Below are 13,981 nucleotides of genomic sequence, written 5' to 3'. Positions count from 1 at the left end.
CAACGCCGCGCAGCCACGCGGCACCCACAAAGGAACGCCCATGCGCCGCACCAGTCTCGCCCTCGTCCTCGCCTCGTCCGTGCTCGGCATCACCGCCGCCGGCCAGGCGGTCAACGCCAGCGCCGCTCAGCCGGCGGTGGCCCAGGCCGCGGCCGCGCCGGCCGTTGCCTCGGGCGACTACAAGCTCGACAAGAGCCACGCCAAGATCGTCTGGGGGATCTCGCATTTCGGCTTCTCGACCTACTATGGCGAATTCACCCGCTTCGATGCGCAGCTGAAGCTCGACGTCGCCAATCCGGCCAACAGCAAGCTCGAGGCGACGATCGACGCGACCTCGCTCAGCACCAACGATGCCAAGCTCGACGCGCATCTGAACAGCGCCGACTTCTTCGAGACCGCCAAATTCCCGCAGGCCCGCTTCGTCTCGACCGCGGTCCACCGCACCGGCGCGAAGAGCGCCCATGTCATCGGCAACCTCACCCTGCACGGCGTCACCAGGCCGGTCGAACTCGCCGTCACCTTCAACGGCGCCGGCCGGAATGTCGCCAAGGTGCCGGTCGCCGGCTTCTCCGCCGAAGGCACGATCAAGCGCAGCGACTTCGGCATCAACGCCTATCTGCCCGCCCTCGGCGACGAGGTCGCGCTCAAGATCAGCGGCGAGTTCAACCCGGCAACTTAAATCCCATCAAAGTGGTACTTTGATGGGGGCCCAAGACGAACCCATTGAAGTGGTACTTTGACCAACCCATCGAAGTGGTACTTCGATGGGAGCCCACATGACGCCAAAGAGAGATACCCAAAACGGGTGGGCTGGATTAGCCTTGGCGGATGATCCGTACCCGTCTCGCGCTCGCCCTGCTCGCGCTCGCCGCGCCTGCTGCGGCCGAGCTTCCGCCTCAGGTCTACGAGCGCGCCCGCGACGCGGCGGCATCGGTGGTCGTCGTCGATGTCGCCGCTGTCGATCGTCCCCGCGGCGCCTTCGCTACCGCATCCTGCACCCTGCGCGGCCGGATCAGCGCGGTCGAACGCGGCAGCCGCTATCGGCCGGGACAACAGATCGCGATTCCCCTGCCCTGCATCGGTACGGACTACCAGGCGATGCCAGGACCCTTCCCCGGCTATCCGGCCGACGCGCTCGGCAACGCGCGCCGCGGCCGCGTCTTCCTCGATGCCGACGGCGCGCTCGTCCTCCGCGGCTTCGATCCGCTTACCCCGGCCTGAGCCTCTTCGCGTTCTTGACCTGCAACCGTGTTCCTGCTATGTTCCCTGCTCGCGGAGCTCGGGTGCCGCGCCTGTGCGTCACGCTCTTTGATCTCGTGAACCAGCAACGGCTGAGCAGGCGGTCGCGCCGGCACTCTCGCCGCGCGGCCGCCGGTGCCGGTCAAGTCCACACTGTGGTGGGTGCGGGCGACCTTCGGGCGCGCGCCTGTAAACAGCCTGTAAATTTCCTGCAAAACAGGTGCGCACACCGCGACCCCGCCGGGCGCGAGATCACGTTCGCCGAGACGGAGACGACCGTGTCGGATCACGGTCGAACACACCCGGTGCCTGTAAACAGCCTGTAAATCGCAGGCGGGCGCAGCCCCGATCCGGCTGCCTCTGTCCCGGCGCCGCAAGCAAAGGGTTTGGCACGCGAAGCCGCAAAGCCGCGAAGGGGCACAGGTCTCCGCGAAAGCCGGCGCATCCCGAAGGTGCGGCGGCTTCGGACCGGCCCCGCATCCAATCGCCTCCACAAACTCTTAGCGTCTTCGCGTCTTTGCGGCTTCGCGTGATCAAGCCTTCCTTCTTTACTGAGACCGCCCGTGGCGGCTCGCATGAGATCCCGGTTTGCACCGGGCCGACGGAAGGGAGATCGCCGTCAAACACCCTCCGCCGCCTGTAAACAGCCTGTAAATCGCAGGCGAACCGACCCGATCGCTGTTTCTTCCCCTTAGTGGCTTTGCGGCCCGTCGTGCCCCTTCGGCGAAGCTCAGGACAGGCTTCCTGTGGAAATGCTGCCTAGGTGAAGAGCATGGCGCTGACGGAGCTGAGTGGCCTCCGAGGCGCGGCGGAGCTGATCCGATCCCCCGAAGACCTCGCTCGCCCCTCTCTCCAACGATGAGGCGCCGGGATCAGCCCCGGCTGATTCTTAGGTGGCGCCCATCCACGGAGAGCAGAGAGGCCAAGGGCGCCGGCGCGTCTCACCGCACCAAGCGCCTGCGACATGACACAAGCGTCCCACAGCCGCGCAAGGAAGATCGCCGGGACGGCCCCCTCGGCCGCTCGCGCCGCAGCCTGTTGAAACAGAGGGGGATCCAGGCCGCGCACCGTCCCGCGTTTCACCAAACAACCGATTGTGCGCGGCCGCCGGGGTCGGCTACGCCTTGTCGGCGCATCCATGTCCGGCTCTCCGATCCCCTCCACCCTCCTCCTTGCCTTCGCCGCGGCCTCGACGGGGGCGTGGCTGGCGCTCGACATGCTGGACGAAGTCCGCGCCTATGTCGGCCGCGCGCGGACGATCCTGCTGCTGGCCGCGGCCGCCGCCTTCTCCGCCGCCGTCATCGTCGCCCACCGCCTCGTCGCGCTGGGCTTCGCTGGCCCGACGGCCGTCGCCGACGCGCCGCTGTGGAGCAGCGTGCTGCCGGCGCTGCTGGCGCTGACCGGCACCGCCGCCGCGATGCTGCTGGCGCGGCGGCAGCCGCTCGACGGTGCGCGCGCGACGCTCGCCGCCGCGGCGATGACGGCCGGCCTCTGGGCGATCAACCTTCCGGCCCTCGCAACCGTAACGACGGGCACAGCAAGCGGCGGCGAGGCCTGGCTCGGCCTCCTTCTCTCCCTGGCGATCGCGGCGGCGGCGGCGTGGACGTGCTTGTGGTTCGTCGGCGCCCGGCGCGCGCTGCCGGCGCGGGCCGGCGGTGCGCTGTTCGTGGGTGCCGCCCTGTGCGCCGCGTGTGTGGCCGCGCTCGGGGCCGCGCGCGGGGCATCTCCGCCCCCCTCTGCTCCGGCCTATTTTGCCTTGGAGGGCGCGCACCGCTCCGGGCCCGGCGCGATCGACGCCGCGGCCACCGTCGCCGCCGGCGCCCTGCTGCTGCTGCTCCTCGCGCTCGTCGCCGCGCGGGCGGTGCGCAGCGAGGAGGACAAGAGGATCACCAGCCTGCGCGGCAATCTCGATCGCGCCGGCCGGCTGGCGGGGATGAACGCGGTCGCCGCGACCCTCGCCCACGAGCTCAACCAGCCGCTCACCGCCGCGCGCAATTATGCGTTCGTGCTGAAGAGGACCCTGTCCGAGGACGAAGCCAATCGCGAATTCGTCGAGCGGATCGAGGAGCAGCTCGGCCGATCCGGCGAGATCATCCGCAAGGCGCGGCTGCTCGCCAGCGCCGGCGCGGTCGAGCGCGAGGCGATCGACGTCCGCGCCAGCGTCGACCGCTGCCTCGCTTTGCTGCGCATGGACGGCGCGCTGCGCGAGCCCGAGATGCGGATCGGCTTCGCCGCCGGCGAGCGCACCATTCTCGCCGATCCCGTCCAGTTCGAGCAGGTGCTGGTCAACATCCTGCGCAACGGCTGGCAGGCGCTCGCCACCACCCAGCAGGCGCGGATGACGATCAAGTCGCCGGCACCGCAGAACGGAACGATCACCCTGATCATCTCCGACAACGGCCCCGGCTTTCCCGGCAAGACCTGGGACGATCCCCTCGCCGGCCTGTCCTCCGGCACCAAGGGCCTCGGCCTCGGCCTCGGCATCGCCCGCACCATCGTCGAAGGCCATGGCGGCAAGCTCTGGGCCGAAAGCAACCTCCTCCGAGGCGCAACCTTCTATGTCCGGCTGCCGGGAGGGCCGTAGCCGGGGCGCTGAGAGGCATCGGGCAAGGCACGGCTCGACACCGCACGCGATCGCCTCAGCTGGAGGCGCTCCTGCGCTTCTGCCGATTGCGAGAAATCATCTTGATCAGATGGTCGCCCGCGAAGAGTAACGCTTCAGGCGGGTCCCGCCCCCGACGATCTTCCCCTAGGGAACCGGCTCACAGGCGATGCCATCACCGTCACCGTCCATGCCCTCGCGATAGCCGGGCTCGCCCGCATAGATCGGCGCGGTACCGGCGGCGCGGGCATGGTTGCAGCCCTGCCAGTGATCGCCGGTCTGCGGTGCTCTTGCGCGTGCAAGGCCGAGCGCCGCAGGCACCTTGCCGACCTGCGCCCGCACCGTCGGCACGGACATCGCACCGATCAGCAAGCCCGCCACTGCGGCCGCGCCGAGCACCTTGGCCGCGAACAGCTGCGTACCCCTGCGCCGTTGGGCACAAAGGTGCGGGCCGAGCCGTACAGGCTGGGCGCGGAATGGCTTTCTGAAGCTCATCAGGCCACGGTACGAGCCGCGGGTAAATTTCGCGTTGCCGAGAGGCACGACACCGCTCAGCCCCGACGGCTGCTCCCGCCGGTCATCCGCCCCCCACGCTCAGCGGCAGGGATCGTCGTCCGGCCCGGCACCTTCATAGGGGCAGGGGTAGAAGCCGGTATTGCCGATCTCGGCGACGTTCGCCTGATCGATCCCGCCGGGCACCTCCAGACGGCCGTCTTTCTCGATCACGCCGAGCTCGGCCCGCTGCTCGCGATCGAGCAGGCGCGCGACGAACGGATAGGCGGCGCGGATGTCGGGGCGGCGGGTCCAGTCGGGCGCCTCGACGATCCGGTAGCGGTAGCGCACCGGCCCGTCGCCGTTGCGCTCGATCGCGGTGACCTGCTTCTTGCCGAGGCAGAGCTGGGGCGCCGGCGGGCTGTCGGCGCTGAGCCGGAACAGACGCAGATCCCGCTCGCCGAGCGGAGTCACCGCTATCCGGGCCTGCGGCGTCACGTTGGCGCGGTCGTTCACCGGGTCGCGCCGGACCAGCCCGGCCGCGACCAGCGCGTCGACGCCGGGCTGGGCGAGCATCGCGGCGCTCCCCTCAATCGGCCATTGCGGCCCGATCAGCAGCGCGCACACCCGGCTTCCGTCGATCTGGGCGCGCAGATCGGCAAGGCCCGACGTCTGCGCCCGGCTGCCGTCGCACGCCGCCAGCATCGCCAGCAGCCCGGCGCCGGCCAGCGCGGCACCCGAGAGCTTTGCCCCCGAGCGCCCGCCGCCCCGCGAGCGCCCTGCCCCCGACAGCCCGCCCCTCGACAGCCTGGCCCCGCGCGGCCGCGCCGCACGTGCGGGCTCGGCGCCCATGCTCAACTCTTGAGGCCCAGCGGGCTGAGCGGCCGGGTCGAATCGGCCAGCTTGCGCAGCGTGCGCTCGGCCTCGTGCAGCTCCTCCATCTTGCGCGTGTCCGGCTTCCCGAACCAGCCGGACGGCCCGTAGAAGGGCTTCTTGAACACCAGGGTGCTGCACTCGTCGATGCGCTTCTCGACATCGGCGCCGGGGCGCGAGATTCCGACCCAGCTCGACGTGCCGCCGACCGCGGTCGAGATCTTGGCGCGCGGATAATTGGGCGAACTCGGCATCTCGTCGATCGGCTTGCTCGTCGTCCGCCCGCCGCCATAGGGGCTGCCGCCGCCGGTCTGGGTGACGAGCTCGTCCGAGTCGAGCAAAGCCATCATGTAGAAGCCGAGCTCGATCTTCGGCGACAGCGTCTTGGGCACGATCGATCCGTGCGGCCGCTGCGCGATCGGCGCCGCCTTCAGCGCGGCGAACGCCTGCTGCTTCTCGCGCTCGCCGAGCCGGCGGTCGTTCTCGATCGCCTCGGCCGCGTCGGTCGCGCACAGGCGGTGGGTGATCAGCCAGCTTTCCAGCTGCTTGTCGCGGCTCAGCGGATCGCTCGCCAGCGTGTCGTGGCTGTTCTGCATCGCCTTGGTGACGAGATCCTTGATCGCGTTGCCGGCCTCGCCCTTGACGATGTCCAGCACCTTGCCGACCGCGAACGCGGCGGTCGGGCTGGCGCCGATCGCCTGATAGGCGCCGAGCGCCAGCTTGAGGTTGGCGCGCGCGAGGCCCTGCAGCGCGACCTTGTTGGCGAGCACCCGCAGCGATGAATTGGCGGCGGTCGCCATCAGCACCGATCCGGGCAGCAGCGAGGCGATCGAGACGAACATCTCGGCCCGCTTCTTGTCGGTCTCCTTCTGCCGGTTGAAGGCATCGGTGTAGTTCTTGTAGGCCTCGTTATAGGCGACGATGTAGGGATTGCAGACATAGCCCTGCCACGCATCGACCGCGTCGATCACCTGCCGACGATATTGCTCCAGACGATCAACCAAAGCTTGTTCCCCTTTTTTGCATAGGCCGCTCTGCATGGGCCGCGACGGCGCGCGCCGGTGGAGGTCGGCGCGATCCCATGCGGCCACCGCTAAGCACAGCTCTGTTGCAGGATGCGCGCGACCCGGGCGGCCATTCCGGTGAATCGTGGCGCAGGAGAGACGAACCGCAGGGGCACCGTCGACGGGTCGCGGCACTGCTGCGGCCGGATGACGGGCGCGCGCGCGCCAGGCCCGTGCTCCGCGACGCCGAAGGCGATCCTGAGCAAGAACCGACTAGCCCGCCCGCCGCGCACGGGGCATGACAGGATCATGGCTTCCGAACCCCGCGCCCCCCGCCTCGCCGTCCTGATCGACGCCGACAATGCCTCGCCCCGCATCGCCCGCGGGCTGTTCGAGGAGATCGCCAAGATCGGTGAGGCGAGCGTCCGGCGCATCTACGGCGATTTCACCGGCACCCGGCTCAAATCCTGGGTCGAGATCCTCGCCGCCCACGCCATCCAGCCGCAACTGAGCCCGGCCAACACGACGGGGAAGAATTCGTCCGACATCGCGCTCGTCATCGATGCGATGGACCTGCTCCACTCCGGCCGCTTCGACGGCTTCTGCCTGGTCTCGTCGGACAGCGATTTCACCCGCCTGGCCTCGCGCATCCGCGAGCAGGGCGTCGACGTCTACGGCTTCGGCGAGCAGAAGACTCCGGAAAGCTTCCGCCAGGCGTGCAAGCGCTTCATCTACACCGAGAATCTCCTGCCCGAAGCGCCCAAGCCAGACGAGCCCGCCGACGCCCGCGCCGACGCGGTTACCCGCCGCCCGGCGCTGGCGCTGCCGCTGATCAAGCGCGCGGTCGCCCAGCTGGAAGGCGAGGACGGCTGGGTGACCCTCGGCGCCGTCGGCCAGCGAATCGCGGCGCTCGCCTCCGATTTCGATCCGCGCACCTTCGGCCACGCCAAGCTCGGCGACCTCGTTGAGAAAACCGGCGCGTTCGAAGTCCGCCGCGACGCCGGCCGCAGCGTCTACATCCGGGTCAAACGCTGAGTGACGCATCGACCCCGATTGACTGAAGACGATGTTCCCTCTATGTTCTGGGGCGTGAGTCGAGGCGTCGCGGTGGGAGGCGCGGCGGGATCGGGAGGCAGGCATGCGCGGGTTGATCGCCATCGGATTTTTCGGCCTGTGCGCCTTGGGCAGCGCCGCCGGGGCGATGCCCTCGGATGCGGAATCGCACAGGCAGATGATTGCCGCATGCGGCGCGGTGGTGGATTCGCAGACGGCGCTGCGGCGCTTGCCGAAGCCCGCCCTTCGCAAGGCCCTTTCCTGCGTCATGAGCGAACTGGCGCGGCAGATGAACCAGGATCTCCCGCAGCAACACGACACCATTACAATGGACACGGTCCAGCCCGAAGGTGCCCGCCTTACGTATCGCTACACCTTCGTCGAAGACGCGCCGGTTACAACCGCCGGATGGCTGTCCACACTGAATAGCAACACCGAAACGACACTTCGACGGCAGGCGTGCGACCCGCCCTTTTTCAGACTGCTCATCTCGCTGGGTGCCTCCCTCGCGGTCACGTTCCGCGACCGCAATGGGCAGATCCTGACTCATCATGTGGTCACGCGATGCTGATCGGGGCAGGCCCCCGCCCCCCTCTCGCGCCTCGCCCGTCGAGGCGCCGCCGGAACGGCTGATACAAATCGCCACAATTTCGCGCACGCACCGGCACATCCACGCGACACACCGGGTCCATTTGATGTCTCACGCCACCGAGCGTCGGACACAAGGAGCAACATCATGCGCACGTTCATCATCCCCCTCTTCGTCGCCGCCGTCGCCGTCGCCGGCGCCGCAGCTCCCGCAGCGGCCGCGCCGGCCTGGCGGGCCCAGCCGGGTGCCCAGCGGCAGATCCAGAACGACATCAACCAGCTCGACCGCCAGATCGCGCGCGCCGTGCAGAAGCGGACGGTGTCGCAGCGTGAAGCCACGGGCCTGCGCCGGCAGGCGATCAGCCTTCAGCGGACCTACAACCAGTTCAGCCGCAACGGCCTCGACCGGCGCGAGGTCGCCCAGCTCGAAAGCCGGGTGAACAGCCTGCACGAGCGCCTTAAGCTGGAGCGGCGCGATTGGGACGGACGCCGCGGCTAAGCCGCGACAGACGGATCGGACCTTTTGGGGAGCGTCGCCTGGGCGGCGCTCCCTTTCTCCTGCGCGGGCGAAGCGACGGAGTAGCGGAGGAAGCCAGATGTCCCTCCCCTGGGCGAGGCCCGATCCCGTTGCTCCCTCGCCGCCGCAGGGACTCGCCGGCAGACTAGATCATGTCCGCAACCGCACCGGGACCGCCTCCTTGCGTCGTTCCGCGCAGGCCGGACTCTGGGGAAGAGGCGCGGCGTGATCTTACGACCGCGGTCCATTCGTAGGAGATGCTGATCCGTCGCCGATCCGTGGACTGGGCGAACCGGCGTAGTACGGCTGCGGCCTCGTTGGAGGTCGAACGCTCGCGCCCGCGGCTCCGTTCAGGAGCCGAAGTCTCCAGGCGCCCCCGGCCCGCGTTCGTCGCGCGCGACGAAGCTCAATTGGGCCAGGCGCCACGCACGCTCCGGCGGGCCCGGCCACAAGGCCTTCAGATCCACCACCCGGTCCGGCCTCTCCGCCCCCGCCACTTCGGCATGGATGAAGCGGCCGGTCTCGCGCAGCCGCACCTCCGCGCCCGGATAGCGCGCTTCGAGCTCGTGGCGCAGCGAAGCGGCATCCTCGGCTTCCGCGTCCTTGTCGAGCGCGCGCGGGGCGCCGTCGACCAACTCGGCGGTGGCGCTGCGCAGCGCCTTGATGCCGTCGTTGAGGATCGAGAGCGAGATGATCGCGGCAGCGGCGGCGTCCGCCCACCAGAAACCGAGGCCGAGGCCGATCACTCCGGCGATTCCGGCGAGCCCGGTCATCCAGTCGGCCTTCTGCATCATCGCGTCGGTGTGCAGCACCTTGTCCTGCAGCCGCGTGGCCACGGGCAGCTTCAGCCGGCCGAGGATCACCGGCGGCACGATCGAATAGACGAGGGCGGCGACCATCATCCAGCCCGCCCAGATGTCGTGGCCGAACAGGGTCATCGGACCGACCGTCGCATGCTCCTGCTTGATCAGGGTCATCACACTTTCGATCAGCAGGCTGGCCCCGACCGCCCCGAGCGCGACCGCGGCGATCAGGAAGGACAGGCTGTTGGCGCGGTGATAGCCGAACGGGAACAGCCGGGTCGGCGCCTTCGGCTCGAAATGGGCGGCGACGAGGAACACGATGGCGGGGATGAGGCTCAGCAGATCCTCGATCCAGGCGGTGCGCATCGCCTGGCTCGATCCCGCGGCGAAGCCCATGACGACGATCACCGTCGTCATCAGGCCGATCGTCCACCAGGCGAGCCGGCGCCCGCGGGCCATGTCGCTGCGTATCTCCGGCGGCAGCGGCTTGATGCCCCCTTCTTCGACCTCGCCGTCGCGGCTCATTCGGGCACTCCCGCGACCTTGGCCTGGCCATGGAGCAGGGTGATCCAGTCATTCTCGCCATTGCGGGCGATCGGCAGCAGCCGGATCTTGCCGTGCGGCGTGGTCTCCTCGGCGAGCGGCGGCAGCAGACTGACCATCGTCGCCCACGGGCTCTTCTCGTGCATCGCCCCGATGACGAGATCGAGCTCGCCTTCCTCCAGCCGCTTGAGCAATGGCTCGGCCGCCCCGGTTTCGATCCGCGGCTGCGCCGCGGCCGCCGCCGACACGCGAGCGAGAAAGGCGCGGCTGGCGGCTGCATGCGCGCCCGCATGCGGCGCGATCACCCCGACCCGGAACACCCGCTCGGCGCGGACTCGGTCGAGCGTGCCGTCCGGATCCTTGGGGATGGAGTCGCAGCCTGCAGCCGACAAGGCAGCCGCGGCAGCGAGAGCTAGGGCCCTTCTCATTACGGGTTCAGAACGCTTGCCCTTGCCGGGCGTTCCTTCCGGGCTCCACGACAGGGCGGCGAGACCTTGCCCAAGTCTGCGCAGGCGCGAATCCCGGACGCGGGCGCACCTCAGAGGCTCGCCTCCGTGCGGGAGAAAGGTTGGAGAGGGGCGAGACCGGTTTTCGCGCGTTGCCGGGAGATTGTCAGCGTCAGGGACACGCAGCGGACGGGCAGGCCCGCCAGGCGCATCACAGCCCGGTCGGGCCGGCCTCCATCTCCACGGCGATCGGAACTTCCGGCTCCAGCGCGTCGACGGTGCGCTCCAGCGCATCGAGGCGGCTGGCCTTCGGCGTGCGGCGGGACGCGCGATCCTCCTGTGCGAGGCGGACGGCGCGCTCCGCTTTGGCGGGTTCGGCGGCGACCTTCGGCGCGGTGTCGGCGGGGGCGCTCGCAAGCGCCAGTGCAAGGAGGATCATCATGTCTTCTCAAGCCATTAGCAGGTTGCAGCGGTAACGGACGCACGCGGTGGCCGTTCCCGTTCTGCGACCGGCCGAGGCTTCACCGGGACGTGGCGACGCAGTCCGTGCGCTGCCTCAGGTCAGCTTACCGGCCGGCTCCGCCCGCGGTGCCTCAGGGTGCTACATCGTCGCCCACTCCCCCTCCCGCCGCGCATCGCACCCGCGTGCGCAGCTCCCCGGCCTGCACGATGAACGCCTCGCCGGTGCTCCGCGTCGCTCTGCCGCTTGCCGCCCTGCTAAGTCTCTGGCATCGCGGGGGTTCCGCGGGGCCGGCGGGTGTTCAGGGAGTCGCGTCGATGCAGCAGGGGGGAGCAAAAGACGTCTCGGCTGCGCGCGCGGAGGACCGCACCTGGTCGGCGACCCCGCTTGGCCCGCGCGACGCCTGGCCGTCGACGTTGCGCAACGCCGTCGACCTGATCTCCGCGTCGCGCTTCCCGATGTTCATATTGTGGGGGCCGGAGCGGCGGCTGATCTACAATGGCGGCTATGTGCCGATCCTCGGCGCACACCATCCCGCGGCGATGGGCGCCGACTTCCTCGATGTCTGGCCGGAGGTGCGGGAGACGATCGCACCGATCATCGCCGATGCCTATGCGGGGCGATCGAGCCTGTTCGCCGACCTGCCGGTCGCGCTCCACCGCGCGGGCGGGCTCGAGCAGACCTGGTTCACCTTCTCCTACAGCCCGATCCGCGACGAGGCCGGAGCGATCGGCGGCGTGCTGTGCGTCTGCGTCGAGACCACCGAGACGATGCGGGCGCGCGAACGCCAGAGCTTCCTGATCGAGCTCGAGGCGCGGCTGCGTGCCCTCGCCGATCCGATTGCGATCATAGCGGCCGCCCAGGAGGCGCTCGGCACCCATTTCCGCGTCAGCCGGGTCGGCTACGGCACCGTCGACGACAGCGAGCGATACTTCACCACCGCGCACAATTGGACCGACGGATCGGTGCCGCACCACAATGGCACCCACGATCTCGCCGCCTTCGGCGAGGCGGTGTTCGGCGCGATCCGCCGGGGCGACTCGCTGCGGGTCGACGATGCCGAGAGCGATGCCCGCGCCGACGATCCGGTCGCGGCCGCCGCCTTTGCCGCGCTCGAGATCCGCGCCGCTTTGACCGTGTCGCTGATCAAGCAGGAGCGCCTGGTCGCGGTGCTCTACCTTCACGATCGCCGCCCGAGGCGGTGGAGCGACGACGATCTCCGGCTGTGCGAGGAGGTCGCCGAGCGCACCTGGTCGGCGGTCGAGCGCGCCCAGGCCGAAGCCGAAGTGCGCGCCCATGCCGAACGCCAGTCCTTCCTGCTCGCGCTCGGCGACCGGCTGCGCGGGCTCGCCGGCGCCGACGCGATCAAGGCCGCCGCCGCCGAGGCGCTGGGCCGCGCGCTCGGTGTGCCGCGGGTCGGCTATGGCGAGATCGATGCGGCGGGACAGCGGGTTGTGGTCGAGCGCGACTGGACCGACGGCACGATGGCGAGCCTCGCCGGGGAAAGCCGCGACCTCGACGTGTTCGGCCCCGCCATCATCGCCCGCCTCCGCGCCGGCCAGACCCTGCGCCTCGACGACATCGCCGGCGATCCGCTGTCCGCCCCCTATGCCGACGGCTATGCCTCGATCGGGACTCGCGCATTGCTCGTCGTGCCGCTGATCAAGGCCGGCCGCTTCACTGCCATCCTCTACCTCCACGCCGCCGAGCCGCGGCGCTGGCGGGACGAGGAGGCGCTGCTCGCCGGGTCGGTCGCCGAGCGGACCTGGGCGAGTGTCGAGAAGGCCCGCGCCGAAGCCGCCCTGCACCGCCTCAACGCTACCCTCGAGGCGGAGGTCGCCGCGCGGACGATGGAGCGCGATCGGATGTGGCGGCTGAGCCGCGACATCTTCCTGGTGATCGGCGCCGACGCGCGGATCGAGGCGGTCAATCCCGCGGTGCGGCGGCTCGGCTACCGTGCCGAGGACCTGCTCGGCCAGGATTTCGCCGCCTTCCTCCACCCCGACGACGTCGCGCCGGCGCGCACCGCCGCCGCCGCCGCTCTGTCCGGCACCGTCGCCGACGTCGAGACCCGGCTGCGCGGCGCTGGCGGCGGCTGGCATTGGATCGCCTGGACCGGCGCCATCGACGGCGGCAAGATCCACTGCGTCGGCCGCGACGTCACTGCCGAGAAAGCGCGGCAAGCCGAGCTCGCCCAGGTCCACGAAGCCCTCCGCCAGTCGCAGAAGCTGGAGGCGATGGGCCAGCTCACCGGCGGCGTCGCCCATGATTTCAACAATCTGCTGACCCCGATCATCGGCAGCCTCGACCTGCTCCAGCGCCGCGGCATCGGCACCGACCGCGAGGCACGGCTGATCGGCGGTGCGCTGCAATCGGCGGATCGCGCCAAGACCCTGGTCCAGCGCCTGCTCGCCTTCGCCCGCCGGCAGCCGCTGCAGCCGCGCTCGATCGACGTCGGCGCCCTGATCGACGGGATGCGCGATCTGATCGCGAGCACGATTGGCCCGCGCATCCGGCTCGACATCGGTTTCGCCGACGATCTGCCGCCGGCGCTGGCCGATCCGAACCAGCTCGAAATGGCCTTGCTCAATCTCAGCGTCAACGCGCGCGACGCAATGCCCGACGGCGGCACGCTCAGCCTGTTCGTGGAGGCGGAGCCGGTCGGCGCCGGCCATCGCAGCGCGCTTGCGCCTGGCACCTATCTCCACCTCTGCGTCGCCGACACCGGCACCGGCATGGACGCGGAGACCGCACGGCGGGCGATCGAGCCCTTTTTCTCCACCAAGGGCGTCGGCCAGGGTACCGGCCTCGGCCTGTCGATGGTCCACGGCCTCGCCTCCCAGCTCGGCGGCGCGCTCACCATCGACAGCGCGCCCGGCGAGGGCACCCGGATCGGCATCTGGCTGCCGGCAAGCGCGGCCGAGGCCGAGGCGCCCCTCGGCGAGGCGACGCCGGCCGCCATGCCGAGTGCCTCCGGAACCGTCCTGCTCGTCGACGACGAGGAGGCCGTGCGGGCGACCACCGCCGACATGCTCGCCGATCTCGGCTTCGCGGTGATCGAGGCCGGCTCGGCCGAAGCGGCGCTGGCACGGCTTCGCGCCGGCGCGGACGTCGACCTGCTGGTCAGCGACCATCTGATGCCGGGGATGACCGGCACCGTCCTCGTTCGCGAAGCCCGGGCGCTGCGCCCCGACCTGCCGGTGCTGATCATCTCCGGCTATGCCGAGGCGGAGGGTATCGCCCCGGATGTGCCGCGGTTGACCAAGCCGTTCCGCCAGGCCGATCTCGCCGCCGCGATCGCGGAGAGCCGCGCCAAGGCGTGACCGGTCCGGGATTCGCATCATGACCGAAGGTGCGGACG

Annotated in this window: 13 protein-coding genes; 7 read left to right on the top strand and 6 right to left on the bottom strand. The window is 70.1% G+C overall.

Going from position 1 to position 13,981, the window contains the following annotated elements:
• Positions 1-40 precede the first annotated feature (40 nt).
• The 3 genes from C7I55_RS17215 to C7I55_RS17205 all read left to right on the top strand — a co-directional run bounded on the left by C7I55_RS17215 (position 41) and on the right by C7I55_RS17205 (position 3,823).
• Positions 41-679, top strand: a complete 639-nt coding sequence (locus C7I55_RS17215) for a YceI family protein (protein ID WP_106514232.1) — start codon at positions 41-43, stop codon at positions 677-679.
• 149 nt (positions 680-828) lie between these two features.
• On the top strand, positions 829-1,221 hold the full coding sequence (locus tag C7I55_RS17210; RefSeq protein WP_106514231.1) for a hypothetical protein: 393 nt from the start codon (positions 829-831) through the stop codon (positions 1,219-1,221).
• Between the two features lie 1,156 nt (positions 1,222-2,377).
• Entirely contained in the window at positions 2,378-3,823 is a 1,446-nt protein-coding gene (locus tag C7I55_RS17205) for a sensor histidine kinase (protein ID WP_106514230.1), read from the top strand.
• Positions 3,824-3,988: 165 nt separating this feature from the next.
• Here C7I55_RS17205 and C7I55_RS28935 read toward each other — a convergent pair whose 3' ends face one another.
• The 3 genes from C7I55_RS28935 to C7I55_RS17190 all read right to left on the bottom strand — a co-directional run bounded on the left by C7I55_RS28935 (position 3,989) and on the right by C7I55_RS17190 (position 6,210).
• Positions 3,989-4,336 (bottom strand): excalibur calcium-binding domain-containing protein, encoded by a 348-nt coding sequence (locus C7I55_RS28935; RefSeq protein ID WP_233222263.1) that lies wholly within the window; start codon positions 4,334-4,336, stop codon positions 3,989-3,991.
• A 99-nt stretch (positions 4,337-4,435) separates the two neighbouring features.
• Positions 4,436-5,185 (bottom strand): hypothetical protein, encoded by a 750-nt coding sequence (locus C7I55_RS17195; protein WP_106514229.1) that lies wholly within the window; start codon positions 5,183-5,185, stop codon positions 4,436-4,438.
• A gap of 2 nt (positions 5,186-5,187) precedes the next feature.
• The gene (locus C7I55_RS17190; RefSeq protein WP_106514228.1) at positions 5,188-6,210 is read right to left on the bottom strand and encodes a hypothetical protein; all 1,023 of its coding nucleotides are present in this window, start codon (positions 6,208-6,210) and stop codon (positions 5,188-5,190) included.
• Between the two features lie 309 nt (positions 6,211-6,519).
• On the opposite strand from C7I55_RS17190, the gene C7I55_RS17180 reads away from it, so the two are divergent.
• From C7I55_RS17180 to C7I55_RS17170, 3 genes are all read left to right on the top strand, one after another.
• Positions 6,520-7,245 carry an NYN domain-containing protein gene (locus C7I55_RS17180; protein WP_106514226.1) on the top strand — a complete coding sequence of 242 codons (726 nt, stop codon included), beginning with the start codon at positions 6,520-6,522 and terminating at the stop codon, positions 7,243-7,245.
• Between the two features lie 103 nt (positions 7,246-7,348).
• Positions 7,349-7,834: a hypothetical protein gene (locus tag C7I55_RS17175; RefSeq protein WP_106514225.1), complete on the top strand. Its 486-nt coding sequence runs from the start codon at positions 7,349-7,351 to the stop codon at positions 7,832-7,834.
• Between the two features lie 165 nt (positions 7,835-7,999).
• The gene (locus tag C7I55_RS17170) at positions 8,000-8,350 is read left to right on the top strand and encodes a hypothetical protein (protein WP_106514224.1); all 351 of its coding nucleotides are present in this window, start codon (positions 8,000-8,002) and stop codon (positions 8,348-8,350) included.
• 368 nt (positions 8,351-8,718) lie between these two features.
• On the opposite strand, the gene C7I55_RS17165 is transcribed toward C7I55_RS17170, so the two are convergent.
• The 3 genes from C7I55_RS17165 to C7I55_RS17155 all read right to left on the bottom strand — a co-directional run bounded on the left by C7I55_RS17165 (position 8,719) and on the right by C7I55_RS17155 (position 10,602).
• The gene (locus C7I55_RS17165; RefSeq protein WP_106514223.1) at positions 8,719-9,696 is read right to left on the bottom strand and encodes a cation diffusion facilitator family transporter; all 978 of its coding nucleotides are present in this window, start codon (positions 9,694-9,696) and stop codon (positions 8,719-8,721) included.
• Positions 9,693-10,142 (bottom strand): hypothetical protein, encoded by a 450-nt coding sequence (locus C7I55_RS17160; RefSeq protein ID WP_146151053.1) that lies wholly within the window; start codon positions 10,140-10,142, stop codon positions 9,693-9,695. Before C7I55_RS17160 ends, C7I55_RS17165 begins: the two co-directional genes overlap by 4 nt.
• Positions 10,143-10,371: 229 nt before the next feature.
• A complete protein-coding gene (locus C7I55_RS17155) occupies positions 10,372-10,602 on the bottom strand; it encodes a hypothetical protein (protein ID WP_106514221.1) in 231 nt (76 codons plus the stop codon).
• A 335-nt stretch (positions 10,603-10,937) separates the two neighbouring features.
• On the opposite strand from C7I55_RS17155, the gene C7I55_RS17150 reads away from it, so the two are divergent.
• A complete protein-coding gene (locus C7I55_RS17150; protein WP_158266466.1) occupies positions 10,938-13,943 on the top strand; it encodes a GAF domain-containing protein in 3,006 nt (1,001 codons plus the stop codon).
• The last annotated feature ends 38 nt before the right edge of the window (positions 13,944-13,981 follow it).

Source organism: Allosphingosinicella deserti (assembly GCF_003012735.1).
GTDB classification, from domain to species: domain Bacteria; phylum Pseudomonadota; class Alphaproteobacteria; order Sphingomonadales; family Sphingomonadaceae; genus Allosphingosinicella; species Allosphingosinicella deserti.
Note: the sequence above shows the minus strand (reverse complement) of the source record. Positions and strands in the feature narration are given on the sequence as shown.

Excerpts from the sequence above, each read along its gene's own strand:
- C7I55_RS17215 (WP_106514232.1), top strand. The coding sequence starts at position 41 with ATGCGCCGCACCAGTCTCGCCCTCGTCCTCGCCTCGTCCGTGCTCGGC.
- C7I55_RS17195 (WP_106514229.1), bottom strand. The coding sequence starts at position 5,185 with ATGGGCGCCGAGCCCGCACGTGCGGCGCGGCCGCGCGGGGCCAGGCTG.
- C7I55_RS17150 (WP_158266466.1), top strand. The coding sequence starts at position 10,938 with ATGCAGCAGGGGGGAGCAAAAGACGTCTCGGCTGCGCGCGCGGAGGAC.
- C7I55_RS17180 (WP_106514226.1), top strand. The coding sequence starts at position 6,520 with ATGGCTTCCGAACCCCGCGCCCCCCGCCTCGCCGTCCTGATCGACGCC.
- C7I55_RS17210 (WP_106514231.1), top strand. The coding sequence starts at position 829 with ATGATCCGTACCCGTCTCGCGCTCGCCCTGCTCGCGCTCGCCGCGCCT.
- C7I55_RS17160 (WP_146151053.1), bottom strand. The coding sequence starts at position 10,142 with ATGAGAAGGGCCCTAGCTCTCGCTGCCGCGGCTGCCTTGTCGGCTGCA.
- C7I55_RS17175 (WP_106514225.1), top strand. The coding sequence starts at position 7,349 with ATGCGCGGGTTGATCGCCATCGGATTTTTCGGCCTGTGCGCCTTGGGC.
- C7I55_RS17165 (WP_106514223.1), bottom strand. The coding sequence starts at position 9,696 with ATGAGCCGCGACGGCGAGGTCGAAGAAGGGGGCATCAAGCCGCTGCCG.
- C7I55_RS28935 (WP_233222263.1), bottom strand. The coding sequence starts at position 4,336 with ATGAGCTTCAGAAAGCCATTCCGCGCCCAGCCTGTACGGCTCGGCCCG.
- C7I55_RS17155 (WP_106514221.1), bottom strand. The coding sequence starts at position 10,602 with ATGATGATCCTCCTTGCACTGGCGCTTGCGAGCGCCCCCGCCGACACC.
- C7I55_RS17205 (WP_106514230.1), top strand. The coding sequence starts at position 2,378 with ATGTCCGGCTCTCCGATCCCCTCCACCCTCCTCCTTGCCTTCGCCGCG.
- C7I55_RS17170 (WP_106514224.1), top strand. The coding sequence starts at position 8,000 with ATGCGCACGTTCATCATCCCCCTCTTCGTCGCCGCCGTCGCCGTCGCC.